The organism is Dermacoccus sp. MPR-E5 (assembly GCF_058809565.1).
Map to the genome: position 1 here is coordinate 166,795 of NZ_JBXASS010000005.1, position 26,370 is coordinate 193,164.

General features: G+C 69.3%; 24 protein-coding genes. 14 read left to right on the forward strand and 10 right to left on the reverse strand.

Features of this window, described 5'->3' with window-relative positions; all coding sequences use genetic code 11:
* Positions 1-169: 169 nt before the first annotated feature.
* The 4 genes from AC1RS9_RS05635 to AC1RS9_RS05650 form a co-directional block, all read right to left on the reverse strand.
* Positions 170-1,843: a formate--tetrahydrofolate ligase gene (locus AC1RS9_RS05635; RefSeq protein ID WP_492920766.1), complete on the reverse strand. Its 1,674-nt coding sequence runs from the start codon at positions 1,841-1,843 to the stop codon at positions 170-172.
* A 183-nt stretch (positions 1,844-2,026) separates the two neighbouring features.
* Entirely contained in the window at positions 2,027-2,671 is a 645-nt protein-coding gene (locus tag AC1RS9_RS05640) for an NUDIX domain-containing protein (protein WP_006946308.1), read from the reverse strand.
* The gene (locus AC1RS9_RS05645; protein WP_006946334.1) at positions 2,668-3,201 is read right to left on the reverse strand and encodes a GtrA family protein; all 534 of its coding nucleotides are present in this window, start codon (positions 3,199-3,201) and stop codon (positions 2,668-2,670) included. The genes AC1RS9_RS05640 and AC1RS9_RS05645 overlap by 4 nt, the downstream gene beginning before the upstream one ends.
* A 150-nt stretch (positions 3,202-3,351) precedes the next feature.
* Positions 3,352-4,698 (reverse strand): cytochrome P450, encoded by a 1,347-nt coding sequence (locus AC1RS9_RS05650; protein ID WP_074046052.1) that lies wholly within the window; start codon positions 4,696-4,698, stop codon positions 3,352-3,354.
* 615 nt (positions 4,699-5,313) lie between these two features.
* On the opposite strand from AC1RS9_RS05650, the gene AC1RS9_RS05655 reads away from it, so the two are divergent.
* Positions 5,314-5,799, forward strand: coding sequence for a DUF3995 domain-containing protein (locus AC1RS9_RS05655; protein ID WP_074046050.1), 486 nt, complete (start codon positions 5,314-5,316; stop codon positions 5,797-5,799).
* Positions 5,800-5,830: 31 nt separating this feature from the next.
* Here AC1RS9_RS05655 and AC1RS9_RS05660 read toward each other — a convergent pair whose 3' ends face one another.
* Positions 5,831-6,253, reverse strand: coding sequence for a class I SAM-dependent methyltransferase (locus AC1RS9_RS05660; RefSeq protein WP_074046049.1), 423 nt, complete (start codon positions 6,251-6,253; stop codon positions 5,831-5,833).
* Between the two features lie 76 nt (positions 6,254-6,329).
* Between AC1RS9_RS05660 and AC1RS9_RS05665 the strand changes: the two genes are divergently transcribed.
* Positions 6,330-6,566, forward strand: a complete 237-nt coding sequence (locus tag AC1RS9_RS05665; protein ID WP_170957249.1) for a hypothetical protein — start codon at positions 6,330-6,332, stop codon at positions 6,564-6,566.
* A 41-nt stretch (positions 6,567-6,607) separates the two neighbouring features.
* Here AC1RS9_RS05665 and AC1RS9_RS05670 read toward each other — a convergent pair whose 3' ends face one another.
* Together AC1RS9_RS05670 and AC1RS9_RS05675 are read right to left on the reverse strand one after the other, a co-directional pair.
* Positions 6,608-6,817 (reverse strand): helix-turn-helix domain-containing protein, encoded by a 210-nt coding sequence (locus AC1RS9_RS05670; RefSeq protein WP_074046047.1) that lies wholly within the window; start codon positions 6,815-6,817, stop codon positions 6,608-6,610.
* Entirely contained in the window at positions 6,817-7,296 is a 480-nt protein-coding gene (locus AC1RS9_RS05675; RefSeq protein WP_083607281.1) for a DUF2975 domain-containing protein, read from the reverse strand. Before AC1RS9_RS05675 ends, AC1RS9_RS05670 begins: the two co-directional genes overlap by 1 nt.
* A gap of 203 nt (positions 7,297-7,499) precedes the next feature.
* Between AC1RS9_RS05675 and AC1RS9_RS05680 the strand changes: the two genes are divergently transcribed.
* Positions 7,500-9,542, forward strand: a complete 2,043-nt coding sequence (locus AC1RS9_RS05680; protein WP_492920771.1) for an NAD(+) synthase — start codon at positions 7,500-7,502, stop codon at positions 9,540-9,542.
* Between the two features lie 57 nt (positions 9,543-9,599).
* Here the strand turns inward: AC1RS9_RS05680 and AC1RS9_RS05685 are convergent, their stop codons facing one another.
* The gene (locus AC1RS9_RS05685) at positions 9,600-10,472 is read right to left on the reverse strand and encodes a siderophore-interacting protein (protein ID WP_492920773.1); all 873 of its coding nucleotides are present in this window, start codon (positions 10,470-10,472) and stop codon (positions 9,600-9,602) included.
* Between the two features lie 222 nt (positions 10,473-10,694).
* On the opposite strand from AC1RS9_RS05685, the gene AC1RS9_RS05690 reads away from it, so the two are divergent.
* The 6 genes from AC1RS9_RS05690 (at position 10,695) to AC1RS9_RS05715 (ending at position 15,949) form a co-directional block, all read left to right on the forward strand.
* Entirely contained in the window at positions 10,695-11,738 is a 1,044-nt protein-coding gene (locus tag AC1RS9_RS05690; RefSeq protein ID WP_492920775.1) for an iron-siderophore ABC transporter substrate-binding protein, read from the forward strand.
* A gap of 89 nt (positions 11,739-11,827) precedes the next feature.
* Complete coding sequence (locus AC1RS9_RS05695) at positions 11,828-12,853, forward strand: FecCD family ABC transporter permease (protein ID WP_492920777.1); 1,026 nt, start codon at positions 11,828-11,830, stop codon at positions 12,851-12,853.
* Complete coding sequence (locus AC1RS9_RS05700; RefSeq protein ID WP_492920779.1) at positions 12,850-13,905, forward strand: FecCD family ABC transporter permease; 1,056 nt, start codon at positions 12,850-12,852, stop codon at positions 13,903-13,905. Before AC1RS9_RS05695 ends, AC1RS9_RS05700 begins: the two co-directional genes overlap by 4 nt.
* A complete protein-coding gene (locus AC1RS9_RS05705; RefSeq protein ID WP_136788658.1) occupies positions 13,902-14,690 on the forward strand; it encodes an ABC transporter ATP-binding protein in 789 nt (262 codons plus the stop codon). The genes AC1RS9_RS05700 and AC1RS9_RS05705 overlap by 4 nt, the downstream gene beginning before the upstream one ends.
* A 36-nt stretch (positions 14,691-14,726) precedes the next feature.
* Entirely contained in the window at positions 14,727-15,569 is an 843-nt protein-coding gene (locus tag AC1RS9_RS05710) for a hypothetical protein (RefSeq protein ID WP_208065438.1), read from the forward strand.
* Complete coding sequence (locus AC1RS9_RS05715) at positions 15,566-15,949, forward strand: metallopeptidase family protein (protein ID WP_208065439.1); 384 nt, start codon at positions 15,566-15,568, stop codon at positions 15,947-15,949. The genes AC1RS9_RS05710 and AC1RS9_RS05715 overlap by 4 nt, the downstream gene beginning before the upstream one ends.
* Positions 15,950-16,075: 126 nt before the next feature.
* Here the strand turns inward: AC1RS9_RS05715 and AC1RS9_RS05720 are convergent, their stop codons facing one another.
* A complete protein-coding gene (locus AC1RS9_RS05720; RefSeq protein WP_074040443.1) occupies positions 16,076-16,732 on the reverse strand; it encodes a 4'-phosphopantetheinyl transferase family protein in 657 nt (218 codons plus the stop codon).
* A gap of 92 nt (positions 16,733-16,824) precedes the next feature.
* Here AC1RS9_RS05720 and AC1RS9_RS05725 point away from each other — a divergent pair, with 92 nt between their 5' ends.
* From AC1RS9_RS05725 to AC1RS9_RS05735, 3 genes are all read left to right on the forward strand, one after another.
* Positions 16,825-20,184, forward strand: a complete 3,360-nt coding sequence (locus tag AC1RS9_RS05725) for a DEAD/DEAH box helicase (protein WP_492920793.1) — start codon at positions 16,825-16,827, stop codon at positions 20,182-20,184.
* A gap of 138 nt (positions 20,185-20,322) precedes the next feature.
* Positions 20,323-21,072: a class I SAM-dependent methyltransferase gene (locus tag AC1RS9_RS05730; RefSeq protein WP_312294364.1), complete on the forward strand. Its 750-nt coding sequence runs from the start codon at positions 20,323-20,325 to the stop codon at positions 21,070-21,072.
* Positions 21,073-21,138: 66 nt separating this feature from the next.
* Positions 21,139-22,011, forward strand: coding sequence for an SDR family NAD(P)-dependent oxidoreductase (locus AC1RS9_RS05735; RefSeq protein ID WP_473957782.1), 873 nt, complete (start codon positions 21,139-21,141; stop codon positions 22,009-22,011).
* Between the two features lie 62 nt (positions 22,012-22,073).
* Here the strand turns inward: AC1RS9_RS05735 and AC1RS9_RS05740 are convergent, their stop codons facing one another.
* Entirely contained in the window at positions 22,074-22,754 is a 681-nt protein-coding gene (locus AC1RS9_RS05740; RefSeq protein ID WP_473957784.1) for a hypothetical protein, read from the reverse strand.
* Positions 22,755-22,960: 206 nt separating this feature from the next.
* Between AC1RS9_RS05740 and AC1RS9_RS05745 the strand changes: the two genes are divergently transcribed.
* Together AC1RS9_RS05745 and AC1RS9_RS05750 are read left to right on the forward strand one after the other, a co-directional pair.
* Positions 22,961-25,105, forward strand: coding sequence for an ArnT family glycosyltransferase (locus AC1RS9_RS05745; RefSeq protein ID WP_492920783.1), 2,145 nt, complete (start codon positions 22,961-22,963; stop codon positions 25,103-25,105).
* A 114-nt stretch (positions 25,106-25,219) separates the two neighbouring features.
* Positions 25,220-25,891 carry a response regulator transcription factor gene (locus AC1RS9_RS05750; RefSeq protein WP_038569711.1) on the forward strand — a complete coding sequence of 224 codons (672 nt, stop codon included), beginning with the start codon at positions 25,220-25,222 and terminating at the stop codon, positions 25,889-25,891.
* Positions 25,892-26,370: the final 479 nt, after the last annotated feature.

Consider the following 26,370-nt stretch of genomic DNA (forward strand, 5'->3'; position numbering starts at 1 on the left):
CCATGCGCCCACATGCACCTGCGTGCAAGTGCACCCGGGTGCACGTGCACGCGAGAGGGGCGGGCGGCGCCGCGCCGCGACGCGACGCGGAACGGCGGGGGCGGCCGCGGGCCGGCCGGGCGCAGGCCTGGAATCGTCTGGTCAGATCAGGCGGTTCAGATCAGGCGATTCAGAACAGGCCGGTGATGTGGCCTTCGGAGTCGACGTCGATGGCCAGCGCGGCGGGCTTCTTGGGCAGGCCGGGCATCGTCATGAGGGATCCGCAGACGAACACGACGAAGCCGGCGCCGGCGGCGAGGCGAACTTCGCGCACCTCGAGCACGTGGCCGGACGGGGCGCCGCGCATCGCGTCGTCGGTCGTGAACGACTTCTGCGTCTTGGCGATGCAGACGGGCAGGTGGCCGTAGCCCTCGGCCTCGAACTGCGAGATCTGCTTCGCCGCGGCCGGCGGAATGGCGATCGAGCCGGCACCGTAGATCGTCGTCGCGATCTTCTCGACCTTCTCGACGAGCGTCAGACCGTCGTCGTAGGTGAAGTGGAGATCGGGCGTGCCGCCCTCGGTCGCCTCGACGATGGCGCGCGCGAGGCCCGCCGCGCCGGCGCCGCCATCGGAGAAGTGGGTGCACACCTCGACGCGCGCGCCGAGCTTCTCGATGCCTTCGACGAACGCGGCGATCTCGGCGTCGGTGTCGCTGGGGAAGCGGTTGAGGCCGACGACGACGGGCAGGCCCCACACCTCGCGCAGGTTGTACAGGTGCCGTTCGATGTTGCTCATGCCGGAGCGCATCGCGTCGACGTTCTCGCTCGTCAGGTCGGTGACGGCGACGCCGCCGTGGTACTTCATCGAGCGGATCGTCGCGACGAGGACGGCGGCGTCGGGGCGCAGGCCGGTGAAGCGGCACTTCAGGTCGATGAACTTCTCGGCGCCGAGGTCGGCGCCGAAACCGGCCTCCGTCACGACCCAATCGGCATGCGCGAGAGCAGTGTTCGTCGCCGTCACCGAGTTGCAGCCGTGCGCGATGTTCGCGAACGGGCCGCCGTGGACGAATGCCGGGTTGCCCTCGAGCGTCTGCACGAGGTTGGGCGCGAGCGCGTCGGCGAGCAGTGCCGTCATCGCGCCGTGGGCGCCGAGGTCGGCGGCCGTCACGGGCTCCGTGTCGTAGGTGTGGCCGACGACGATGCGGCCGAGGCGCTCCTTGAGGTCGTCGATCGACGTGGCGAGGCAGAAGATCGCCATGACCTCGGAGGCGACGACGATGTCGAAGCCCGACTCGCGTGGCACGCCGTTCGTCGGGCCGCCGAGGCCGATGACGATGTCGCGCAGTGCGCGGTCGTTCATGTCGAGCACGCGCTTGAACGTGATGCGGCGCGGGTCGATGCCCAGTTCGTTGCCCTGCTGCAGGTGGTTGTCGATCAGCGCCGCGAGCAGGTTGTGCGCCTCGGCGATGGAGGCGAAGTCGCCGGTGAAGTGCAGGTTGATGTCCGTCATCGGGTTGAGCTGGCTCTTGCCGCCCCCGGCGGCGCCGCCCTTCATGCCGAACACAGGGCCCATCGACGGTTCGCGCAGCGCAGCCGCGGCCGTCTCACCGATGTGGGCGAGGCCGTCGACGAGGCCGACGGTCGTCGTCGTCTTGCCCTCACCTGCGGGCGTCGGGCTCGTCGCGGTGACGAGGATGAGCTTGCTGCCCTCGCGACGCTGCATGCCCTGCACGTATGGCAGCGAGACCTTCGCCTTGTGCGGGCCGTACCGGAAGATCTCGTTCGCGGGGATGCCGATCTTCGCGGCGATCTCCTCGATCGGCAGCATCGGTGTGGCAGCGGCGATTTCGACGTCGGTCGGCATGTCTTCCTCGGGTCTGGTGAAGCGCAGGTCGGACGCCCGAGCGCGAGCGTCCGTCTCGACGGTAGAGCGTTACTGACGAGTTGGGGCGCGATTGACGCAAGGTGTCGTTCGGATGCGAACGGGTGGGCCGGGTTGGAGTGTGCTGCTGCGTTCCGAGGGTGCGCAGGACACGATCTCCGGGTTTCAGATGCGCCCCGTCGCGAGTGCCGCGTACATGAGGGCCGCGACGGTCTCGCCGTCGCTGATGGTGCTGTCACGGACGAAGCTCATCGCCTCGTCCCATGGTACGAAGCGGGCGGCGTCGATGCCCTCGGCAGCTTGCTCGGCTTCCACGTCGACGGTGGCGCTCGCGATGTCGGCTGCGTCGGCCACGGTGCCGTCACCCAGGGCGCCGACGCTGCCGGGCGGCTCGACGTCCACGCGGCCGCCGATCGTCAGACCCGTTGCGAGATAGACGAACTCGGGTGCATCGCACACGCCGTTGAGCGCGTTCATCCGCCCGATCTCGTGCCACTCGGATGCCACGAAACCGGTCTCCTCGAGCAGCTCGCGGCGTGCTGCGTCGAGCGGGTCGTCGCCGTCGCACCCGCCTGCCGGGACCTCCAGCGACATGCCGCGCGTCGCGTAGCGATACAGCGAGACCATGAGCACGGCCCCGTCGTCATCCATCGCGACGACGAACACCGACGGATGCTGCATCGTCACGACGCCGTAGATGCCCTCGCCGCCGTCGGGTCGTAGGACGGCGTCCTCGCGCACGGCGATCCACGGGTTCGAGTAGACCTCGCGGGAGCCCGTCGTCGTCCACCCGCCGTGCGCGTCACTCATGCGGCCGGCGGTGCGTCAATAGCTTCGACCTCGACGTCCTCAGCAGGCTTGCCCGCGACGAACACGAGCGTCTTGTAGCCCCAGAACCGGAACAGTGTCGCGAGCACGAGCCCGACGCCGTTGGCAGAGATGTTGTCCGCGAGCTTGCTCGTCAGGCCGAGGACGTAGTGGCTGAATCCGAGGCAGCCCATGGCGATGAGTCCGCCGACGGCGCTGACGGCGAGGAAGATGAGCACCTCGTGGTGCACCTGCTCGCGCCGTGTGTCCTTGAACGTCCAGTAGCGGTTGCCGAGCCACGCGACGAGGACGCCGAGCGCCGTCGAGACGAGCTTCGCCGTGACGGCCTGGTCGTACATGATGCCGTGCCCATCGGGGCCGGCATAGCGAAGCACGTTGAACCCGCCGGCGTCCGCGACGAAGGCGAGCCCGCCGACGACGACGAAGCTGATGAGCTGCTGACGAGCGGCCAGCAGCCGCTCCATCATGCGGCGGCTCTTCGTCGATCCGGGCGGTGCGTCGGGAATGGTCACTGAGGCTGCTTTCGGCTGACGTCGGGGTCGCTCGATTCTAGGGTGGTGATGACGGGGGCCGCGCTGTCCGTCGGGGCGCCTGGGTCGTGCGCGGCACCTGCGACGATCGCGCCGCGGTCGGCCTCGCGTGCTTCTCGTCGCACCTTCTGATCAGCCGCGCGCCGCCAACCGCGCCGGCAGCGTCGCGTATCCCCGCAGGATGCGCGTGGGCCGACGGGTGGCGCCCGGCAGCAGTTCGACGTCGAAGCGGTCGAAGAACGCGCGCAGCGCGACCTCGCTCTCCATCCGCGACAGGGCCGCGCCGAGGCAGAAGTGGCGCCCGGCCGAGAACGCCAGGTGCTCGCGCGCGTTCTCGCGGTGCACGTCGAACGCGTCGGGGTCGTCGAAGATCTTCGGGTCGCGATTGGCTGCCGCCAGGACGGTGACGACGAGCGTCCCGGCGGCGACGTCGACGTCCGCGACGCGCGTGTCGCACGTCGCCGTGCGCGCCGTCAGCAGCACGGGCGGGTCGAAACGCAGCGTCTCCTCGACGGCGTTGAGCCAGGACGCCTCGCCGCTGCGCAGCGCCGCGAGCTGCTCGGGGTGGCCGACCATGAGCCGGATGGCGTTGCCGAGCAGGTTGACGGTTGTCTCGAAACCGGCGGCGAGGACGAGCCCGGCCACCGACTTGAGCTCCCGGTCGCTGAGGCCGACGCCGTCGTCCTGCGCCTGGATGAGCGCGCTGAACAGGCCGTCACCCGGCTGCGCTCGCTTGGCGGCGAGGTGGGTCTCGAGCCACGCGTCGAACTCGTCGAGCGCGCTCTCGGTGCGGCGGAACGTCGCCCAGTCGAGCCCCAGGTCGAGGCTCGAAGCGGCGTGCCCGCCGAGACGCAGCACAGTCTCGTACTCGCTCTCGGGCACCCCCAGGATCTCGGCGATGACGGTGACGGGCAGCTGCTCGCAGTAGCGCGCGACGAGGTCGACGTCATGCCCGGCGCGCGCGTCGGCCTCGAGGTCGTCGAGCAGCTCGGTGGCGACCTGCTCGGTGCGTTCGCGCAGGGCCTCGACGGCGCGCGCGGTGAACACGCGGGTGACGAGCTTGCGGTTGCGCGTGTGCGTGGGGCCGTCCGTGGCCAGCAGGGACGGCGGCTCGAGCGGCCCGATCGTCGTGCTCGCCGCCCACGTCAGCGCGCCGCGGACCGCGCGCGAGGTGTCGCCGGGGAAGCCGGTGCGGAAGTCGTTGCTCGTCAGCACCTCGTTGACGGCGTCGTGCTCGCCTGTCAGCGTCGAGAGCTTGCCGGTCACGATGGCTCCGCCATTGCGGATGCGCGCGAGGATCGGCTCGAGCTCCTCCGGCAGCAGGCCCGTCGTCTCGGTGCTCAGCACCCCCTGCGGGTCGCCCTGCGACGCGACACGCACCAGCGCCCTGCGCGGGATGGCGTGCTGCAGGCTCCAGCGCACGCCGGGTTTGGCGTGCTCGACCAGGCGGCGGGGGATCCGAGTGGTGAGGGCGAACATGAGGCCTCCAACAGCTGTGGATGTGTCTCACGTCACACTACAGATGCAGGCCGGTGACGGAACACCTCGCGGCTGATCGGCGGCGGACGTCGCCCGCTCCGGCTCTGGCACGGCGCATTCGACGCGGCTGTGCCCGATCGTCGCACGGGTGTTCGTTCGATGTTCACGTCGCGGCGTAGCGGGGCGTGGGGGCCTCTGGAGTACGGTCACGGCATGGCTGACGTCCTGATACGCACCGTTGATCTGGCTCAGGCTTCGAGGCAGCAGGGTGGCTCTGAGCGTCTCTCCGCCCACCTTGCGCGCCCTGCCGGGGACGGGCCGTGGCCCGGCGACGTCATGGTGATGGAGATCTTCGGCGTGAACGACGACATGCGTGCGCACGCGGAGCGCATGGCGTCGTGGGGGTACGTCGTCATCGTGCCCGATTTGTATTCCGACGCTCGCGCCGCTGTGGCACGTGGCCGGCTTCGGCGGCAGCCGCGACGATGCCGAGCACGCCTGGCGGCGCATCCACGACTATTTCGACGCGCATCTGCATGTTCCGGCAGCAGCGTCGGCGCATGCCGTCAGCTGACTCAGCGGGCATGATCATCCCTTCGACGGGCAGGTGAGAGCGTGACCGTCCAACCGTCAGGTCGCCGCTCGTCAGCGTCGTGCTGGTTCGTCCTCGCCGCACTCGCGGGCGTCATCCATGCCGCGGTGACGCTCTACTGGGCGCTGGGCGGGCGGGGGTTGTTGTGGACGATGGGTGACAGCTTCGTGGCTCAGTTCGCCGGCATCATGTGGGTCTTGTACCCGGTGGCGTTGGTCAAGGGCGTGTGTGCGGTCGCTCCGCTCTGGCTGGCGAGGCGGGGCTGGCCGCTGCGTCGTCTGACGCGCCCCGTCTGCTGGGTAGGGAGCGTCGTGCTCGTGGCGTGGGGTGGCGCGAACACGGTGCTCGGCAACGCCGTGTTGCTCGGCGCCGTTCATCCTGACGGAGGCTTCGACCGTGCCGCGATGATCGGGCACGCCTGGATCTGGGATCCGCTGTTCCTGGTGTGGGGCGCAAGCCTCGCCGCGGGTCTGTGGTCGACGCGCCACGACGCTGTTCCTCCCGTGTAGCTGCGGAGGTGAGAGCCGTGCCCCGCGCCCGTCACTTGTGATGCGGCTGCCGACCGACCTCACCGGTCGGCGGGGCGCGTCCACTCGATGAGGTAGCGACCGAGCCATAAACGACGAAAGTTGCGACCGGGCAAGACCTCGGCCGACGCCTTTCGACGTGGTGGATCGCTGCGTTCGAAACGACGGCGTCGAATTCGTTTCCTGGCGGGTCGTAGGTGATCAGGTCTGCTTGAACCCACTCGATATCGCGACCGGTCCATCGCCGGCGCGCCCGCTCGAGCACGCCTGCATCCACGTCAATGGCGACGACACGGCAGCCGTTCGCCTGCATCCGGGCCGCAAGAAACCCGTCGCCACAGCCCACATCGAGAACGCGGCTTCCCGGCGGGGCGAGTCTTGCGAGGAGCTGATCATGATGAATGTTGAGGTTCCACGGCTCGTGTTGCCCACCCATATGGATGAGGATAGAGGCTGAGCGGGCGGATAAGAGGCAGCGCCTTGTCGCGGGGGCTGGCTCGTACGCTGGCGTCATGATGATCCAGAAACGCATGCACGAGCTTCTCCTCCCGGCACTGAAAGATCGCCACGCCCTCCTTGCTGACGTAGCGGACTCACTTGACGACGATGACCTGAATGCGCGGGGGCGCCGCCGTTTCGATTGCACGGAAGCGGAAGCGCGCTTCATCATGGATCTGCAGCTGCGCCGGTTCTCGCAGGAGTCGCGACATGGGATCGAAGATCAGGCGCAGGAGGTTTTCCGCGCCTGACGCCTGAGTCGGCGGGTGGACAGTCGGCGCGAGCGACGGCGTCACTCGTCCGGGACCCATTCGAGGATGTCGCCCGGCTGACACTGCAGCACTGTGCAGATGGCATCGAGCGTGGTCAGACGGACGGCTTTGGCTCTGCCGTTCTTCAAGATCGACACGTTGGATGGGGTGAGGCCCACCCTTTCCGCGAGCTCGGCTACGCCCATCTTGTTCCGGGCAAGTTGAACGTCGAGTCGGATGATGATCGCCATCAGATCACCTCGTCCAGTTCGCTTTGCAGCCCGGTGGCCCCGATCAGAAGGGCACGTAGGACAAGCACGATCGACAAGCAGCCGATGTCTACGAACAGCAGGGCCGAGAAGAACGCGGGAACTGAGATGGGCCCGATCCCGGCGCACAGGTCGAACAGGGTGAAGCCCGCTAGGGCGAGTGCAGTCAGCGCGAGGCAGGCGCAGATGAGATTGACCCACCGCAACGACCCGGAGGAGAAGATCTCACCCCTGCGCGTCGCACCGGCAAGCATCCATACGCACGCGAGTGCGATCTCGAAGCACGCCAGCACGAAGATGGCGAGGGCCAGGGTGGGAAGTTCGAGGTCTGCGACCTCCGGAAACCGCTCCGCCATCGATGAAGCCATGGCGGGCAGGACCAGTGTCTGCAGGAGGAGTGCTCCCAGGATCGACATCAGGAGAAACAGTCGTAGGGTGACGTGCGTGTAACGGGGTGCCATGGATTGAGTCTCAGGCCGTACGTATTGAAAGTCAACATGTTCATCCTGTTGCGCGACATGATCTAAGTAATGTGTCAGGCAAAGTGGGTTCTGGTGCCGCACCGCCAACCGCGGGCGAATCGCTGGATTGGGGGCGTGATCATGACAGCGGGGCGCGTGAGCGGATGCTCGCGGTTGTCGGTGGTGCCTGCCAGACTGACGGCATGAACTTCCGCTCGCTCTATGCTCACGGTTTTGCGCGCGTTGCTGCGGTGACGCATCCCGTCGCGCTCGCTGATCCGACGACGAACGCGGCGCGCGTGCTCGAAGTCGCCCGCGAGCTGCACGACCGGGGCGTCGCAGCGGCGGTGTTCCCTGAACTCGACCTCACCGGTTACAGCATCGACGACCTCGTCTTCCAGGACGTGCTGCTCGACGACGTGCTCGCGGCCATCAAGACGATCGTCGACGGCTCCGAAGGTCTGACGCCGGTGCTCGCCGTCGGCGCGCCGCTGCGCAAGGGCACGCGGCTGTTCAACTGTGCCGTCGTCATCAAGGACGGCGAGGTGCTCGGCGTCGTGCCGAAGAGCCACCTGCCCACCTACAAGGAGTTCTACGAGAAGCGCTGGTATGCACCGGGTCTCGACCAGCGCGGGCAGTACATCGACCTCGGCGACCTGGGCGAGGTGCCGTTCGGGCCCGACCTCATCTTCCGCGCCGTCGACCTGCCCGACCTCGCGATCCACGTCGAGATCTGCGAGGACGTGTGGGTGCCGATCCCGCCGTCGTCCGAGGCCGCCGCGGCCGGCGCGAGCGTCCTCATGAACCTGTCGGGCTCGCCGATCACGATCGGCAAGTCGTCGCAGCGCAGCCTCGTCGTGCAGAGCCAGTCGTTCCGCACCCTCGCCGCGTACGTCTACGCCGCGAGCGGCGAGGGTGAGTCGACGACCGACCTTGCCTGGGACGGGCAGACGATGATCTACGACCAGGGCACGCTGCTCGCCGAATCCGAGCGATTCCCGAGCGGCCCGCGCACGAGCATCACCGACGTCGACCTGGGCGCCATCCGCCAGGCCCGCATGCGCTTCAACAGCTACGACGACAACCGTCCGGGGATCGGCCCGGCGCGTCCGCTGCGTGAGGTGCCGTTCGAACTCGGCGCCCCGGACGGCGACCGCGGCCTTCTCCGCGAGATCGAGCGCTTCCCGTTCGTCCCCGCCGACGACGCGCAGCTCGCGCAGGACTGCTACGAGGCGTATGAGATCCAGGTCTCGGGCCTCGAGCAGCGCATGCGCTCGATCGGCGCGCCGAAGATCGTCATCGGCGTCTCCGGTGGCCTCGACTCGACGCACGCCCTCATCGTCGCCGCCCGTGCGATGGACCGTGTCGGGCGCCCGCGCACCGACATCCTCGCGTACACGATGCCCGGCTTCGCGACGAGCGATCACACGAAGTCGAACGCGTACAAGCTCGCCGAAGCGCTCGGCGTGACGTTCGAGGAGGTCGACATCCGGCCGATGGCGACGCAGATGCTCAAGGACATGGACCACCCCGCGGGCAGCGGCGAGCCCGTCTACGACGTGACGTTCGAGAACGTCCAGGCCGGCCTGCGCACCGACTTCCTGTTCCGCATCGCGAATCAGAAGGGTGGCATCGTCCTCGGCACCGGCGATCTGTCCGAACTCGCACTCGGCTGGTGCACGTACGGCGTCGGCGACCAGATGTCGCACTACGGCGTCAACGCGGGCGTGCCGAAGACGTTGATGCAGCACCTCATCCGCTGGGTCGCCTCGGGTGACGAGTTCTCCGACGCCGTCGGCGAGACGCTCCTGTCGATCCTCGACACCGAGATCTCGCCCGAGCTCGTGCCGACGAAGGAGGGCGAGAAGCCGCAGTCGACGCAGGACGCCATCGGCCCCTACAACCTGCAGGACTTCACGCTCTACCACGTGCTGACGCACGGAGCGCGCCCGAGCAAGATCGCGTTCCTCGCGTTGCACGCCTGGCAGAACGCTGACGAAGGGCGCTGGCCGAGCGGTTTCCCCGACGACGAGCGCCCCGCCTACTCCCTCGCCGAGATCAAGAAGTGGCTCGAGGTGTTCCACAAGCGCTTCTTCAGCCAGCAGTTCAAGCGCTCGGCACTGCCGAACGGGCCGAAGGTGAGCGCCGGCGGCGCACTGTCGCCGCGTGGTGACTGGCGCATGCCGTCCGACGCGTCGTCGCGCGCCTGGCTGGTCGAGCTGGAACGCAACATCCCGAACGAGTGAGGAACGCTCAGCACGATCGGCGCGGCGGGCGGCTGCGCCGATCGCTCGCGTCGAGCGTCAGCCCGTCAGGGCAGCGATCTGCGTGGAGGGAAGCCAGTAGCCGAGCGTCTTGACGCAGTTCTTCGCGAGACCCGCGGCACGCAGCTTCTTCGTCAGCGCGCGCGTCGTGACGGTGTCGCACGCACCCCACGCGAACACGCGCGGGCAATTGGCCGGGACGGCGAGCAGATTCGGGCGCTCACCGCGACACATACTCCCACTCGCCGGGTTGTCCAACTGGCTCAGATCGGCGAGCACCTCGTCGACGGCGTCGAGCAGCGCGCCACCGTCACGTTCGCGACGCACCCAGCGCAGCGCGTCGCCGTCGCGCAATCGCACCGGCAGCGCGCGGTCGTCAGGGTGCGTCCATTCGAGGACGACGGTCGTCGGCGCCGGGGAGAGGGCGTCGAGCAGCGAGTTGATCGCGGGCAGTGACGCGGGGTCGCCGACGAGCAGGTGATGGTCGACGTCGTCGCAGCCCGGCAGCGACGGTTCCGAACCGTAGAGGCTTGCTTCGACCTGATCGCCCGGTTGCGCGCCGAGCGCCCACGCCGTCGCGGAACCGTCGTGGATGGCGAACTCGAGCCAGAACGTGTCCGTCGGGACGTCGGGGTCGACGAGCGTGTACGCCCGCTGATGCCCCGCACCCGTGCCGGAGCGATCGGCGAACCACAGCCGCACCCACATCGTCGGATACGGCGCGTGTGTACGCAGAAAACCGTTGCCCGAGAGTCGAATCCGCACGAGCCGCGAAGATGGTTGTTCGCGCTCGAGCACGGTGAAGACGAAGTCCTGGGCGCGCAGTTCGCGCAGCACACGGCCTGCCTCGCCGCGCTCGACCCGTAGCAGGGTGCGTGGTGGCGTCATCGCGTCGTGGGGCTGGTCGCTCACGCGTCCCGCCTTCCCGCTCGGTGGCCGGGCGGCGCGCGCCCTGACCGGTGGTGATGCCGTCCCGCACTCGTCTGAGACGTGATGTGAGCCTCAGTCGGCGCGGTTGACGATCTCGACTTACCTAAGGTTAGCATTGCCTAACTCGCAGTCGAGCAGTGCCTCGCGAGAACCAACACGTCATGACACGGGTGCCGTCGCGCGCCTGAACGAAAGGTCGTCCGCATGATCAACCGCCGTGGCTTCTTCGCCATCGCCGCCGCCGGTGCCACCAGCGCCCTCGCCGCCTGCAGCACCGGCTCGTCGTCCGACAAGGCCTCGAGCGCCACGTCGGGATCGGCCGGCTCGGCGGGCAGCGGCGCGGGCTTCCCCGTCACGATCAAGCACGCCCTCGGCACGACGAAGCTCGAGAAGGCGCCGACGAAGATCGTCACGGCCGGCTGGTCGGACGCCGACATCCTGCTCGCCCTCGGCGTCGTGCCCGTCGCCGCGCCGGCGGTGACGTGGGGCGGCAACGCCGCGAAGTCGAGCGACTGGTTCGACGCGAAGCTCAAGGAGGTCGGCGGCAAGGCGCCCGAGCGCTACAGCGACGCCGACGGCACGCCCGTCGACAAGGTCGCCCAGTACCAGCCCGACCTCATCTCCGGCACGAACTCGGGCCTCAAGCAGGCTGAGTACGACAAGCTGACGAAGATCGCCCCGACCCTCGCGTACCCGAAGTACCCCTACGGCACGTCGTGGCAGGAGTCGACGAAGATGATCGCCGAGGCGCTCGGCAAGAAGGCCGAGGGCGAGAAGGTCATCTCCGAGACGCAGGCCAAGGTCAAGGCCGCCCTCGACAAGCACCCCGAACTCAAGGGCAAGAGCGTCGCCTGGGTCTACTTCGACGCGGCCAAGCTCAACTCGATCACCGTCTACACGCTCAACGACAACCGTCCGCGCGGCCTCGCCGACTTCGGCCTCAAGACGCCGTCGTTCGTCACGAAGGCGAGCCAGGGCGCGAAGACGTTCTCCACGGAACTGTCGGCCGAGAAGGCCTCCGAGCTCGACGCCGACATCGTCGTCTTCGACGCGATGGACGCGGCGACGACGAAGAAGATCACGTCCGACAAGCTGCTGTCGCAGATCCCCGCGTTCAAGAAGGGCAGCTACCTCGCGCTGACCGACCAGAAGGCGTCCGAGACGATGGCGAGCCCGACGCCGCTGTCGATCCCCGTCGCGATCGACACCTTCCTGCCGAAGCTCGCCGAAGCCGCGAAGAAGGCCTGAGCGTAGGCTCGTTCGAGGATTCGCCCGGCTGCCACCGCGAGACGGTGTGACGCGCCGGGCGAATCGTCGTTCCACTGGAAAGGGTGACGATGTCGACTCCCGCCGCGCCACGCGCCGGCACCGATCAGCGTCGCACGCCGCGCATCGACGCACGCCGCGTGCTCGCAGGCGGGCTGACGCTGCCGCTGCTGCTCGCGTTCGCCGTCGCCGTCTCGCTCACCGTCGGGGCGGGCTCGTTCCACGGCGGTGACGTCTCGGCGCTGCTCGCCTCGCGCGGCGACCGCACCGCCATCGGCATCATCGTCGGCGCGGCCGTCGCGATGGCGGGCACGGCGATGCAGGGCATCACCCGCAACCCGCTGGCCGACCCCGGCATCCTCGGGATCAACGCGGGCTCGGCGCTCGCCGTCGTCATCGGCATCACGTGGTGGGGCGTGTCGAACCTGCTCGGCTACGTGCTGCTGTCGCTCATCGGTGCCGCCGTCGCGGCGGTCGCCGTCATGGCTCTCGCGACGTTCGGTGCGCGCGCTCTGGGGCAGGCGTCGCAGTCGGGGCCGCTGACGCTGGCGCTGTCCGGCATGGTGTTCACGGCGGGCACGTCGTCGATCGCGCAGGCCGTGCTCGTCTCGAACGGCAAGTCGCTCGACACCTACCGCTTCTGGCAGGTCGGTTCCGTCGCGGGGCGTGACCTCGGCGATCTCGTGCCGGCCGTCCCGTTCCTGGTCATCGGATTTCTCGTCCTGCTGGCCTCCGGGCGCCGCCTCGACGTCCTCGCCATGGGTGATTCCGTGGCCGCCGGACTCGGGGAGCGTCCTGGCCGGCTGCGGCTCGTCATCGGTGGCGCGGGTGTCATGCTCGCCGCGGCCGCGACGGGCATCGCCGGGCCGATCGCGTTCGTCGGGCTCGTCGCGCCGCACGTCCTGCGCCCGCTCATCGGCACGTCCTACCGCGTCCTCGTGCCGGCCGCGGGAGTGCTCGGCGCGTGCATCGTCGTGCTGGCCGACACCCTCGGCCGCATCGTCTCGCCGCCCGGTGAGGTGCAGGTCGGCATCATGACGTCCGTCCTCGGCTGCCCGGCCCTGCTGTGGGTCGTCGCGCGAATGAGGTCGCTGTGAAGCGCGCGACGATGGTGGCCGCCACGACGCCAAACACGTTCGACGCCGCGCGCCGCCGACGCCGGGGCGTCATGCTGGCTGCGTTGGTGCTCGTGACGTTCGGCGTCTTTCTCGCGCGGTGCCTGCTCGGGGACTTCACCGTGACGATCCCCGATTTCGTCCGCATCCTGCGCGGCGAGCATGTCGACGTGCCGGCTGCCAACTACATCGTCATGGAGTCGAAGCTGCCGCGCGCGCTCGCGTGCCTGCTCGCGGGCGCCGTGTTCGGGGCGTGCGGTGCGGCGATGCAGTCGCTCGTGCGCAACCCTCTCGCGAGCCCCGACGTCCTCGGCATCTCGCTCGGCTCGAGCACCGCGGCCGTGTTCTGCACGACGATCCTCGGTTGGAGCGGCGCGGGCGTGACGGGCGCCGCCATCGCGGGTGGCCTCGCCGTCTCCGCGGTGATCCTCGGGATGGCGCGTGGGCAGACGCCGCGGATGATCCTCGTCGGCATCGCCCTGGCCGCCGCGCTGCAGTCGCTCATCCAGTGGATCCTGCTCGAGTCGAACGCCTATCAAGCGCAGGACGCGATGGCCTGGCTCGCCGGGTCCGTCTCGGCCGTGTCGTGGCCGCAGATCACCCGGCTCGCCGTCGTCGGTGCGCTCGTGCTCATCGTCCTCGCCGCCCTCGCGCACTGGCTGCGCGTGCTCGAGATGGGGCGCCCGCTCGCCATCGGCCTGGGCGTGCCCGACGGGTTCGTACGCGCCGCGACGTTCGGCGCCGTCGTCATCGGCGTGGCCGTGACGACGAGTGTCTGCGGGCCGATCTCGTTCGTCGCGCTGCTCGCCGGCCCGATCTCGCGGCGCCTCATGGGCCGCACCGCCATCGTCGCGGCCGCTCTCGTCGGCGCGATCATCACGATCGGCGGCGACTACGTCGGCGCCTACCTCGTCCCCGGTGACAACAAGCTGCCCGTCGGCGTCATCACCGGCCTCGCCGGTGCGCCTGTCCTCGCCTGGCTGCTGCTGACCTCGCAGCGCCCGCCCCGCCGTTCGAAAGGCCGTGCCTCGTGACGTCCCTCGCCGCCCATGACCTCGTCCTGCGCTACGGATCCGGGCGTTCCGCAGGCCCCGACATCGTGCGAGGCATCACCTTCGAGGTGCCCGAGAACGAGGTAACCGTGCTGATCGGCGCGAACGGCTGCGGCAAGTCGACGCTGTTCGCGGGCCTGGCGCGGCTGCTCAAGCCCGCGGCCGGCGATGTGCTTCTCGACGGGCGCAGCATCGACGCGACGCCGACGCGCGAGGTCGCCAAGGCCCTCGCGCTGCTGCCGCAACACCCCATTGCGCCGGAGGGGATGACGGTGGCCGAGCTCGTGCGTCAGGGACGCACCCCGCACCAGGGCCTGCTCGGGCGCGGCGGGCCCGACGACGACGCTGCCGTCGCCGCGGCGATGGAGGCGACGGGCGTCAGCGAACTGGCAGAACGCACCGCCGATTCTCTTTCCGGCGGCCAGCGTCAGCGGGTGTGGCTCGCGATGGTGCTCGCGCAGCAGACCGGCATCCTCCTGCTCGACGAGCCGACGAGCTTCCTCGACATCGGCCACGCCGTCGAACTGCTCGACGTCGTCCGCCGCCGCAACCGCGAGCACGGAACGACCGTCGTCATGGTGCTGCACGACCTGTTCCTCGCGGCGCGCTACGCCGACCATCTCGTCGCGATGCAGGACGGTGAGATCGTCGCGGCGGGCGAGCCGACCGACGTGCTGACGGCGCAGCTCGCCGAGCAGCTGTACGGCATCCCGTGCGTCGTGCATCCTGACCCGAACACCGGACGTCCGGTGGTGCTGCCGCGCTAGGCTCGAGCCACCACACGTCGATCGGGAGGGTTTGCCATGTCTCGCCAGCGCACCACGAGGCGGATGACGATCAAGCGCGCGATGCTCGCGTCGAGCGCCGTCGCGGCCCTGACGCTCACGGGGTGCTCGATGGGCTCCGACTCCGGTACGTCCGCCGCGAGCAGCGCGACGAGCGCCGCCGCGAGTGCGGCCTCGAATGCGAGTGGTTCGTCGAGTGCGGCGCCGTCGACCGATGTGTCGACGAGCCCTGCGTCCGAGTCGAGTTCGCCGTCGAGCGCATCGAGCTCCGTCGCCGCGTCGAGCGTGGCGCTGCCCGCCGACACGCAGCTGGCGAAGGCGACGGCGAACAAGTTGTCCTTCTCGGTGCCGAAGTCGTGGACCGTCGTCGACGGTGAGCTCGGTAAGCAGGACGCGGTGAAGAAGCAGCTCGAGCCGGTGGCGAAGAAGTCCGGCATGTCGCCCGAGAAGTACGTCGCGCAGATGACGTCGGCCGCAGACGTCCTCGCGATCGACGCCACGGGGGCGCAGAGGTTCAACGACAACATCAACGTCCTCAAGGTGACGCGCCCGAGCCTGGCGGGCAAGGCCCAACTGGAGAAGGAACTCAACCAGCTCAACGCTGCAAGCGGTGCGAACGGGTCGAACAGTTCCAGCGACATGAAGGTCACCACCGGTGAATACAGCCGCATCACGACGCCGGCCGGCGCCGGTGAGCAGATGGAGTACACGCTGACGACGAAGGGTGTCACCGTGCACGGTGTCTCCATGGTCATCCCGAACGGCAGCGGGTCGTACTCGATGCTGACGGTGAGTGCTTCTGCGGCGGACAAGGCTGCCGAGTACGCGAAGACCGTCGCCGGGACCGCGCAGAAGATGTGACGCACCTCAGTCGGGAGCAGTTCGAGGACGCCGTCGGCGAGGCACTCGACGGCGTACCGCAGCGCTTCCTCGACCGTCTCGACAACGTCGTCTTCCAGGTCGAGGACGAGCCGTCACCCGAACAGCTCGCCCAGGCCTGCGTCGCACACGGCGAGGGCGAGCTGCTCGGGTTGTACGTCGGCATCGCGCTACCGGATCGTGGCGAGGGCTACGGCTGGGGAGCCCTGCCCGACCAGATCATCCTGTTCTCCGGCCCCATCCAGCGGCTGAGCCACAGCCGCGAACAGGTGATCGAACAGATCCGCGTCACGCTCCTGCACGAGATCGGCCACTACTTCGGCCTTGACGATGCCTGCCTCCACGAGCTGGGCTGGGGCTGACCCCTCGCCCCTGCATGCCTCCGCGTCCATCTGCGATTTTCGTCCACATTCGCGATTCCTGTCCCCCGCTGCGATTCGCGTCCACGTTCGTCACGTGGACGACGGCTCCGATGGCGTCCGCAGCCCTCAATCCGACCGCATCGCCCAGGCCCCGAACGTCGACGGGCCGTCGTAGCCCTCGAGGTCGTCGCTGATGTCGACGATGCGCCAGCCGGGCGGCATGCGCGCGCGGTCGCTGACGTCGTCGCGATCGAGGGGCGCATTGAGCCCCTCACCCGTGGCCTTGAGCAGGGCTTCCTTCCGCGTCCAGATCTGCGTGAAGGCCCGGCGTCCGTCATCGTCGCTCGCCGCTGCGTCGATGACGGCCTGCTCGCCGGGATGCAGCATCCGGCTGACGTCGGTGACGGTCGACGCCGCGGCCAGCACCTCCACGTCGATCCCGACGGGGACGTCCGCAGAGGCGAGCGCGGTGATCCACGGCGTCGAGCTCGTCGAGAAGAACCCGTCATGACCGACGGCGCGTGGACGCCCGTGCGGCTCGCCGCACGCCGTGCACGGCTCGCGCCAGTAGCGGATGTCCTCGTGACGAATGGCGGTGAGGTTGGCCAGCTCATTGCGCAGCAGCGCACGGCGCGTGACGAACTCGGCGCGCGCGGTGTCCGAGCGCACGGCCAGGGCCCGTGCGCGTTCGTCGTCGTCGAGGCTGTCCGGGCCCAGCGTTGCGACGTCGGCGGCGGTGCGGGGCGCCCACGTCGCGCACAGGACGATCGACGGCGTGTGCATGCCGCCACCCTACGACTCGCTGCGTCGCTCGAGCGGTCATTTTCCGCGGAATTCCGAGGCTGTCGCCGCGCTGCGATAGCCTCGCGGACGTGATGAAGTTCGAGCCGGACGAGGCCACGTGGGTGCTGACGAGCACGGACGTCGGCCTGGCTGCCGTCGTCGGTGACGGCGCCTTCGGGCGCGGTCTCGACTACGCCATCGGGGGCAAGGTCATCGCGCTCGCGACGGCTGATCGCGGGCGTGTCCTCATGGGCACGGTCACCGGCAACGGTCTCGCGCCGTATCAGTGCCTCGTCACGTACAAGGGTGAGGCCGGCAACGGTGAGCCGTTGTGGGTCTCGCGGTGCACATGTCCTGTCGCGACCGAGTGCAAGCATGCGGTCGCCTCGATCCTCGCCGCTCGTCGCGCGCTGACGTCGGGGGTGCGCGAGGGCAGCGTCAGCCGCACATCGGCCCCGTCCGGCACGCGAAACGCCGCCGAGTCCAACGTCGTTCCCCTCTTCGGCGGTGCCGCGGCGTCCTCGACGAGTTCGTGGCGTGACAAGCTCACGGCGAGCCTCGGTCCGGACGAGTCGCAGCGCGCCGCGGCGCGGTCGGCGAGCCCGTCGAGTGATGCATGGCGCGCGCAAGTCGGCCTGCAGTTCGAGCCGAAGGCTCGGCCGGCGTCGTTGACCGATTCGACGCCCGTGCAGCGGTTCGAGCTCAAACCGACGAAACTCATGCGTACCGGCCGTTGGTCGCGCACCGCGACGTGGCTCGACGCCCGCAGCAGTGCCGGCATCGCCGAGGCCGAGGAGCACCAGAGCGAGGCGCTGCGCCGCTTCATCACGCCCCACAAACCGCGGGTCGGCAACGGCCAGACCGTCTACCTCGACGAACTGGGCCCCGGCGTCTGGCAGGCGCTCGCCGAACTGACCGACGCAGGCGTCACGCTGATGCTCGCCGCGACGCCGGGCGAGGGCGTCACTCTCGCCGAAGCGGCCGAGGTGAGCCTCGGCGTCCACCGACGCGATGGCGGGCTCGTCCTGACGGCCGACGTCGTCGGCGTCGACCTCGAACCCGAGTTCGGTACGGCGACGCTCGTCGGCGATCCGGCCCACGGCGTCGCCATCCTCGACCGCGGCAGCCTCAAGCTCGTGCCGTTCCACGAACCGCCGCACGCCCTGCTCCAACCGCTCCTGCTCGGCGACGTCATCGAGGTGCCCGAAGCCGACGTGCCCGAGTTCGAGGCCGAGTTCCTGCCGCAGATCCGCCGACACGCGAGCGTCAGCGATGCGTCGCAGACGCTGACGGACGCCGTCGAACCGCGCCTCTTGCTCGTCGTCGAGCCGGTCACCGTCGGCAAGGCGAAGGTCGAGACGTTCTTCACGTACGGCGAACGTCGCCTCCCCTCGCCGCCGATGGGGCGCGGGCGCCAGTTCTCCAGCGAGGCCGCCGTCATCGCGCGCGCGGCGCTGCCGTTGAGTCGTCTGCGCCTGACGCGCGCCGTGCCGGCCTTCGACCTATGGGTCAAGCAGACCGCCGAACTGACCGGTCTGGAGGCCGTGCGTCTCGCCGACGCCATCCCCGAGCTGCGGGCGATCGACGGCGTCGACGTCGTCATGAAGGGCGAGTTGCCCGCCTACGAGGAGGCCGAGGACGATCCGATCGTCCAGGTCGGCGTCAACGAGGCCGGCCTCGCGACCGACTGGCTCGACCTGCAGATCACGATCAGCGTCGACGGCCAGGAGGTGCCGTACCCCAACCTCATCGAGGCGATGAGCAAGGGGCGCGACGTCATGATGCTGCCGTCGGGCACGTACTTCCGCCTTGACTCTCCGCAGCTGCTCGACATCGCCCAGGTGCTCGAGGAGGCGCAGCAACTCACCGACAAGAAGAGCGACGGCCTGCAGATCAGCCGCTACGACATCGGGTTGTGGGATCAGCTCGTCGGGCTCGGCATCGTCGAGGCGCAGCGCTCCCAGTGGCAGGCGGCCGTCGAGGGGCTGACGAGGTCGGGGTGGAACCCGGAGAGCGTCGAGCTGCCCCCGTCGTTCCGGGCGACCCTGCGCCCCTACCAACTCGAGGGATACGCCTGGCTCGCCAACCTGTGGGACGCGGGGCTCGGCGGCGTGCTCGCCGACGACATGGGGCTCGGCAAGACGATCCAGACCCTCGCGATGCTCGAACGCGCCCGCGTCGCAGGCGAACTCGACACGACGCCCGCACTCGTCGTCGCACCGACGTCGGTGCTGGGCGTGTGGGCGCGCGAGGCCGCGCAGTTCGCGCCCGAGCTGAAGGTGAAGGTGCTCGCCGAGACGTCGAAGAAGCGCGGCACCGAGGTGGCCGAGGAGATCCAGCGGGACGCTCCGCACGTCGTCGTGACGAGTTACGCCGTCGCGCGCCTCGACGCCGACGCGTTCCATGCCTGCGGGTGGCGCGCGCTGATCCTCGACGAGGCGCAGATGGTGAAGAACCACACGTCGCAGACCTTCCAGGCCGTCAAGAAGATCGGCGCGCCGTTCGGGCTCGCGATCTCGGGCACACCGCTGGAGAACTCCGTCATGGACGTGTGGTCGCTGTTCAACCTCGTCGCGCCGGGGTTGTTTCCACGCCCGGAGGATTTCATCCGTCGCTACCGCAAGCCGATCGAGCAGGGGGAGGGGCACGTCGCCACAGATGCGCTCAAGGGCCTGCAACGGCGCATCGGCCCGCTCATGCTGCGTCGACGCAAGGGCGACGTCGCGCCCGATCTGCCCGAGAAGCAGGTGCAGCGCGTCGACGTCGCGATGTCGCCGCAGCACGAGCGCGTCTACAAGCGGCACCTGCGGCGCGAGCAGCAGCGCCTCATGGGCCTGCTCAAGGATCCGGACGCCAACCGTGTCGAGATCCTGGCCGCGCTCACCCGCCTGCGACGTCTCGCACTCGACCCGGCCCTCGTCGACGACGAGTTCGCCGGGCGTTCGGTGAGCCGCAAGGTCGAGACGGTCGTGCAGCAACTCGCCGAGATCGCCGCGGAGGGGCATCGCGCCCTCGTGTTCAGTCAGTTCACCGACTTCCTGGCGATCGTGCGCGAGGCCGCAGCCGACGCCGGCGTCTCGACAACGTACCTCGACGGCTCGACGCGCAACCGGCAGCAGGTCGTCGACGAGTTCAAGAGCGGCGAGGCCGACGCGTTCTTCATCTCCCTCAAGGCCGGTGGTACGGGATTGACGCTGACGGAGGCCGACTACGTCATCGTCCTCGACCCGTGGTGGAACCCGGCGGCCGAGGATCAGGCCATCGACCGCGCACATCGCATCGGGCAGACCAAGCACGTCATGGTCTACCGCTACGTCAGCGCGGGCACGATCGAGGAGAAGGTCATGGAGCTGCAGGAGAAGAAGCGCAAGCTCTTCGACGACGTCGTCGACGCCGGTGCCGGCGGCGGTCGTCTCACCTCCGACGACATCGCCGGCCTGCTCGAGGGGTAGGGCGCGAGGGCGTCACGGGTCGCACGGCTTGGGTGGGTCGCACGGGCTGAGCCCCAATATCTATCTCGATGTAAAGTATCTTGATGTCAAGGGAGCTGGTCTTCCGGCCGGCCAGACACCGTGAGGAGCGCGCCAGCCATGACCCGCGAATGGGATGCGAAGAGCTACGACGAGTTGCCGCTGCCGCACGTCGGCTGGGGCAGACGCACCATCGAGCGCATGACGCTGCGCGGTGACGAACGGGTGCTCGACGCCGGATGCGGCACCGGCCGCGACGCGGCCGAGTTGCTGTCGCGCCATCCGGGTGTCGACCTCGTCGGCATCGACGGCTCGTCGCAGATGATCGCGCAGGCCCGCGAGCGGGTCGGGTCTGGGGCCGCATTCGCGGTCCGTGACCTCACCGAACCACTTGACGTCGCGGAGCTCGGCGCGCGGCCAGGCCCGTTCGACGCCGTCATGAGCGTCGCGTGCTTTCACTGGATCAGCGATCACGAGACGCTGTTCGCCCACCTCGCCGCGGTGCTGCGCCCGGGTGGCCGGCTGACGAGCGACTCCGGCGGCGAGGGCAACATCGAGAACGTCGAGCGCGCGATCGCGGCCGTCAACGCCGAGGGCTTCGCCCCTAAGGCCTTCGCCTCGCCCGAGGAGACGCGAGAACACTTGGAGCGCAACGGTTTCGACGTCGATCGCGTCGCGCTGCGCCCGAGCCCGATCCGCCTCGACGACCCCGACGTCATGGAGCGCTACCTCGCGACCGTCTGCCTCGGTTCCTACCTCGAGCGCATGAGCGAGCAGGAGGGCTGCGAGTTCACCCGGGCGGTGCGCGAGGCCATGGTCGAGCCGGTGCTCGACTACGTACGTCTCGAGATCGACGCGGTGCGCCGCTGACGCATCCCGCATCCGAAGCGACGAAAGCGCCGCGAACCGGCCGGTGGCTGACCTACCGTGAAACTCATGAAGCTCAGCCGCCGAACAGCCCCCAGCCACGCCGGTCAGTGCGTCCTCGTCACCGGTGGCGCGTCAGGTCTCGGCCTCGAACTCGTCAAGCTCTTCGTGGCCGACGCCGCCCGCGTCGTCGTCGCGGACCTCCACGCCGAGCGCCCGGCGAGCGTGCCGGACGGCGTCGACTACCTGACGCTCGACGTGCGCGACGATGCCGCTTGGGCCGATGCCCTCGCCTGGGTGGAGCAGCACTGGGGGCGCCTCGACATCCTCGTCAACAACGCGGGCATCGCCGTCGGCGGGCGCATCGACACGACGGCGATCGCCGACTGGGAGCGCGCGCTGTCGATCAACCTCATGGGCGTCGTGCGGGGGTGCCGCACGTTCACCCCGATGATGAAGACGCAGCGCAGCGGCCACATCGTCAACACCGCCTCGCTCGCCGGGCTCGTCCACGCGCCGGCGATGGCGACATACAACGCCACGAAGGCCGCTGTCGTCGCCGTCAGCGAGACGCTGCAGAACGAACTGGCGCCGTTCGGCATCGACGTCAGCGTCATCTGCCCGTCGTTCTTCCGTACGAACCTCGCGCAGTCGTTGGCCGGAGCCGACGCCGAGATGGAGGCCAACGCCGTCGAGCTCATCAACGGCTCCCCTCGTTCGGCGGTCGATGTCGCCCGCACCGCGTTCGCCGGGATCGGCGCGCGCCGACACATCATTCTCACCGACCCGGACGGCCGGGTCGCCTACGGCGCCAAGCGTTTCGTCCGGCCCGTCTATGACGCGGCCATGGCCGGCGCTGCCAAACGCGTGGCGGCGGGCAAGGATCCGCAGCCCGCGGTACTCACCCAGCTCGGGCAGTGGGTGAAACGCCGCGCTGCCTGAGGGGAGGCCGGCGCGGGCACCCGTATCGCCAGTCTGAGGCCGCCAGTTGGTGGTGTCCGGCGTCAGCTTCCTGACGTTCCGACGTTTCCGCCCGTGCCTCCGGGCGCGGCGCCCGGCATCTGCCCGCCGCTCGGCGGTTGCTGGCTCGCATTGCCCGCCGAGCCGCCGGGCGCCTGGCCCTGGGCGCCCCCGCTCGTCCCGCTGCCCTGGCCTGCGGTGCCGGATCCGGACGCACCGGATCCGGACGTGCCAGATCCAGATGCACCCGCAGAACTGGTGGTGCCGCCCGACGTTCCGTTCGTACCGGAGCCCGAGGTGCCCGAGCCGGGCATCTGCATGCCCGGGCCCATCTCACCAGTCGTGCCCTGCTGATTCTGCGACGTGCCACCGGGTCCGCCCATTCCGCCGCCCATGCCGCCCCCCGACGTTCCGGCCGGCATCGCCGCGGCCGCGCCGATCGACACGAGCGACGCCGTGCCCATGGCCAGCGCCGACACGAGCGCCGACTTCTTCGCCGACCATCGCTCGGGTCCCGGCGCCGACGCGCCTGCCGTGTCGTTGCCGGTCGAAGCGCCCGAGGCAAACGGCGCCTCCTGCTCCGGTTCCCCGCGGTAGTCCGTGCCGGCGTCGCTGTCGGTGCCCGTGTGGGGCAGAGCAGTGCGGCGGACGGGCGGGATGTCGTGCAGTGTCGGGTCGTCGTCGTTCATGCTGTGTGCGTCGGGTCGGGGGTCGTCGTGGTCCATCGTGTCTCCTTCGTGCCTGGCGCCTCGGGGCGCGACGTTGCGGGCGCTCGCCCGTCATCCGCCGTCGACGTTGCGCGCCGGTACTGTGGAGAAGCTGTGCCCGGCGTGTCGTCGGTTCATGAAGCCGCCCGTCGGCCGGCCACTGCACGGCCCCGGGCTGGTCGTCGCACAGCCGCGCCAAAGCCGAGGTCGTGACGCTCGGGGCCATGAACTCCTCGATCTCAGCCGCCGGCTCACACCTCGCGCGGCGCGCACCGCGTCATCGCTCCCGCCGGGCAACCGACATGACGCTCCGTGGCGCGACAAGCCCCGATGCCGGCGATACCCCCGACACTATCGGCATCCGCACCACGGCCTCGAACACCTCCCGCACCTGGCTGACGCGCCTCGTCACCGGCCCGCACGACGACCCGAACTGGGCCCGCCCGGCGCTGTTGGCCCTGCTCGCGGCGACTGCAGTGCTCTACCTGTGGAACCTCACCGCCAGTGGCTGGGCGAATGCCTTCTACTCCGCTGCGGCACAGGCGGGCTCCCAGAACTGGGAGGCGTTCTTCTTCGGCAGTTCCGACGCGGCGAACTCGATCACCGTCGACAAACCACCTGCGTCGCTGTGGGTCATGGCGTTGTCGGTGCAGCTGCTCGGCCTGAGCAGCTTCTCGATCCTCGTACCGCAGGTGCTCATGGGTGTGGCCACCGTCGCCATCCTGCACGCGACGGTGAAGCGTCACTTCGGCGCGGGCGCCGGCCTGCTCGCGGGCCTCGTCATGGCGCTCACCCCGGTCGCCGTCCTCATGTTCCGTTTCAACAACCCGGACGCGTTGCTCGTCCTGCTCATGACGGCGGCCGCCTGGGCCACGATGCGAGCGCTCGAGCGCGGTTCGGTGCGCTGGATGGCGTTGGTCGGCGCGTTGCTCGGTTTCGGGTTCCTGACGAAGACGCTGCAGGTTTTCCTCGTCATCCCCGGTTTCGGGGCGGCGTTCCTGCTGCTCGCTGCGGCGCCACTGCGTCGACGCCTCGTCGGCAGCCTCGTGGCCCTCGTCGCTCTCGTGGCATCCGCCGGGTGGTGGGTCGCGATCGTCGAACTGACCCCGGCGAGCATGCGTCCCTACGTCGGCGGCAGCCAGAGCAACTCCTTCCTCGACCTGACGTTCGGGTACAACGGCTTCGGCCGACTCAGCGGTGAGGAGACGGGCTCGGTGGGCGGCGGCGGGGGCGCTGCCGGCGGGCAGTGGGGTTCGACGGGGCTGACGCGCCTGTTCGACGCCGAGATCGGCGGCCAGATCAGCTGGCTCATCTCGGCCGCGATCATCCTCGGCGTCATGGGTGTCGTGATGCGCGCGCGTGCGCCGCGCACCGACGTCCGTCGGGCCGCCTACGCAGTGTGGGGCGGCTGGCTCCTGGTGACGATGCTGACGTTCTCGTTCATGGCCGGCATCTTCCACGCCTACTACACGGTGGCGTTGGCGCCGGCAGTCGCGGCGCTCGTCGGCATGGGTGGCGCGCAGGCCTGGGAGCGTCGCCGCGAACCGGTCGGCACCCTGACGATGGCGGCCGCGGCCGCCGCGTCGTCGATCTGGGGGTTCGTCCTGCTCTCCCGCACGAGCGCCTACAGCGACGTGCTGCGCGTCGGCGTGCTGACGATCGGAATGACGTGCGCGGCACTCCTCGTCATCGGGCGACGGCTGCACGCGCGAGCCCTGCCCGTGATCGTCGCGGGCGCCGTGGTCGCGGGCCTCGCCGGGCCGACCGCGTACTCGCTCACGACGCTGACCTCCGGGCACACCGGCTCGATCGTCACCGCCGGGCCGGCGTCGGGCGGCATGAGTGGGATGCCGGGTGCGGGCGGCCGTGGCCCCGGTGCTCGCGCCCTGGGTGGTTCGACAGTCGGCGCGCCGCCGGCCGCTTCCTCGACGACGCGTGGCACCGTGCCCACCGGTGCAGGTGGGCAGGGAGTCGGTGGCGGCGGCATGGGCGGGTTGCTCGATGCCACGACGCCGAGCGCCGCCGTCATCTCCGCCCTGCGGGCCGACGCGCAGCGTTACACCTGGGTGGCCGCGGCGGTGGGTTCGCAGAGCGCGGCCGGACTGCAGCTCGGAACGGGCGAGCCGGTCATGGCGATCGGCGGCTTCAACGGCACCGACCCGAGCCCGACGCTCGCCCAGTTCCAGGCCGAGGTGAAGGCAGGCAAGATTCACTACCTGCTGGCCAGTGGTGGAACATCGGCGGGCGGTGGGACGAGCTCGGCCCAGACGAGCGATGCGAGCCGCATCCTGGCGTGGGCGGAAGCCACCTACCGTCAGGTGACGATCGGATCGACGGTCTTCTACGACCTGACGCAGCCGCTCGATTGAAGCAGTCAGCCGGCCTCGACAGTGGTGAAACGCATTGGAAATCATCATTCTTCGACGTGTTTCACCTCTAGGGGTGGGGCAACGCGCGGGTGTGCCCCGTACCCTCATGGGGTGATGACTTCCGCCTCCCCCATCCGACTGGCCGTGATCGACGACTACGAGGTCGTCGTCAACGGTCTGGCCAAGATGCTCGAGCGCTACCGCGACCGGGTCGAGGTGGCCGAACTCGACATCGAGGGCCCGATGTCGACGGTCGAGCATCCCGTCGACATCGCGCTCTATGACACGTTCGGGCAGGCGCAGGGCGAGCCTGAGGCGCTGGCGCACCTGCTCAAGGAGCCCCGGGTCGACAAGGTCGTCGTGTACACGTGGAACTTCCAGCCCGACCTGGTGCGCCGCAGTCTCGATGCCGGCGTTCGGGGTTACCTCTCCAAGACGCTGCCCGCGGGCGAACTCGTCTCGGCGCTGGAGCGAGTGCACGCCGGCGAGGTCATCGTCTCGGCCGAGGTGGGCTCCGGCCCCATCGCCGGCGAATGGCCGGGGCGCGAGGAGGGGCTCACGCCGCGTGAAGCCGAGGTGCTCGCACTCATCACCCAGGGTCTGTCGAACAACGACATCGCCGCGCAGACGCACCTGTCGATCAACTCGGTGAAGAGCTACATCCGCACCGGCTATCGCAAGATCGGCGTGACGAGCCGCAGCCAGGCCGTGCTGTGGGGGGTTCGCCACGGCTTCGAGCCCGACCACCGTCGCATCGTCGCGGATCCCACCGTCCAAGATCGCTGAGCGCGCACACGCCAGGGCCGCCCCATCGTCAGGATCGACTGACGGGGGGCGGCCCTGATGTGTCCAAGGGGGTGGCGCAGGTCACCTGACGGTGATTTGGCGTCCACCTGGAGGACGTGTAATGTTTTCCGAGTCGCCGAGGGGCAGACAGCACAGAAACCCCAGTGTTTCCGGGCAGTTTGCCTCGCGAGCTCGAAGCTCACCGTAGTTTCGACCAGCGCGCCGGCTCCAGCAGGAGCAAGCGCCGAGTTGAAGTCGGGGAGCGAGGGTGGTAAGGTTGACGAGTTGCCCCGAGTGGGGCGGGAAACGAAAAGGGTTCCTGCTTCGTGTGGTGTGCGATGGTGTTTTGAGAACTCAACAGCGTGCCGATGTGATCATCGCCAAGCATTTTAGTGGCACTTTTGGAGTGTCGCGTGTTTTGGCTGAGTGATTAATGATTGTACAGAACGACGATGACCCTTTTGGGGTTGTTGTTTGTC

Bases quoted from the DNA above. Each gene is read 5' to 3' on its own strand.
- AC1RS9_RS05635 (WP_492920766.1), bottom strand. From the start codon at position 1,843: ATGCCGACCGACGTCGAAATCGCCGCTGCCACACCGATGCTGCCGATC.
- AC1RS9_RS05640 (WP_006946308.1), bottom strand. From the start codon at position 2,671: ATGAGTGACGCGCACGGCGGGTGGACGACGACGGGCTCCCGCGAGGTC.
- AC1RS9_RS05650 (WP_074046052.1), bottom strand. From the start codon at position 4,698: ATGTTCGCCCTCACCACTCGGATCCCCCGCCGCCTGGTCGAGCACGCC.
- AC1RS9_RS05660 (WP_074046049.1), bottom strand. From the start codon at position 6,253: ATGGGTGGGCAACACGAGCCGTGGAACCTCAACATTCATCATGATCAG.
- AC1RS9_RS05665 (WP_170957249.1), top strand. From the start codon at position 6,330: ATGATGATCCAGAAACGCATGCACGAGCTTCTCCTCCCGGCACTGAAA.
- AC1RS9_RS05670 (WP_074046047.1), bottom strand. From the start codon at position 6,817: ATGGCGATCATCATCCGACTCGACGTTCAACTTGCCCGGAACAAGATG.
- AC1RS9_RS05675 (WP_083607281.1), bottom strand. From the start codon at position 7,296: ATGGCACCCCGTTACACGCACGTCACCCTACGACTGTTTCTCCTGATG.
- AC1RS9_RS05680 (WP_492920771.1), top strand. From the start codon at position 7,500: ATGAACTTCCGCTCGCTCTATGCTCACGGTTTTGCGCGCGTTGCTGCG.
- AC1RS9_RS05690 (WP_492920775.1), top strand. From the start codon at position 10,695: ATGATCAACCGCCGTGGCTTCTTCGCCATCGCCGCCGCCGGTGCCACC.
- AC1RS9_RS05695 (WP_492920777.1), top strand. From the start codon at position 11,828: ATGTCGACTCCCGCCGCGCCACGCGCCGGCACCGATCAGCGTCGCACG.
- AC1RS9_RS05710 (WP_208065438.1), top strand. From the start codon at position 14,727: ATGTCTCGCCAGCGCACCACGAGGCGGATGACGATCAAGCGCGCGATG.
- AC1RS9_RS05720 (WP_074040443.1), bottom strand. From the start codon at position 16,732: ATGCACACGCCGTCGATCGTCCTGTGCGCGACGTGGGCGCCCCGCACC.
- AC1RS9_RS05725 (WP_492920793.1), top strand. From the start codon at position 16,825: ATGAAGTTCGAGCCGGACGAGGCCACGTGGGTGCTGACGAGCACGGAC.
- AC1RS9_RS05730 (WP_312294364.1), top strand. From the start codon at position 20,323: ATGACCCGCGAATGGGATGCGAAGAGCTACGACGAGTTGCCGCTGCCG.
- AC1RS9_RS05735 (WP_473957782.1), top strand. From the start codon at position 21,139: ATGAAGCTCAGCCGCCGAACAGCCCCCAGCCACGCCGGTCAGTGCGTC.
- AC1RS9_RS05740 (WP_473957784.1), bottom strand. From the start codon at position 22,754: ATGGACCACGACGACCCCCGACCCGACGCACACAGCATGAACGACGAC.
- AC1RS9_RS05745 (WP_492920783.1), top strand. From the start codon at position 22,961: ATGAACTCCTCGATCTCAGCCGCCGGCTCACACCTCGCGCGGCGCGCA.
- AC1RS9_RS05750 (WP_038569711.1), top strand. From the start codon at position 25,220: ATGACTTCCGCCTCCCCCATCCGACTGGCCGTGATCGACGACTACGAG.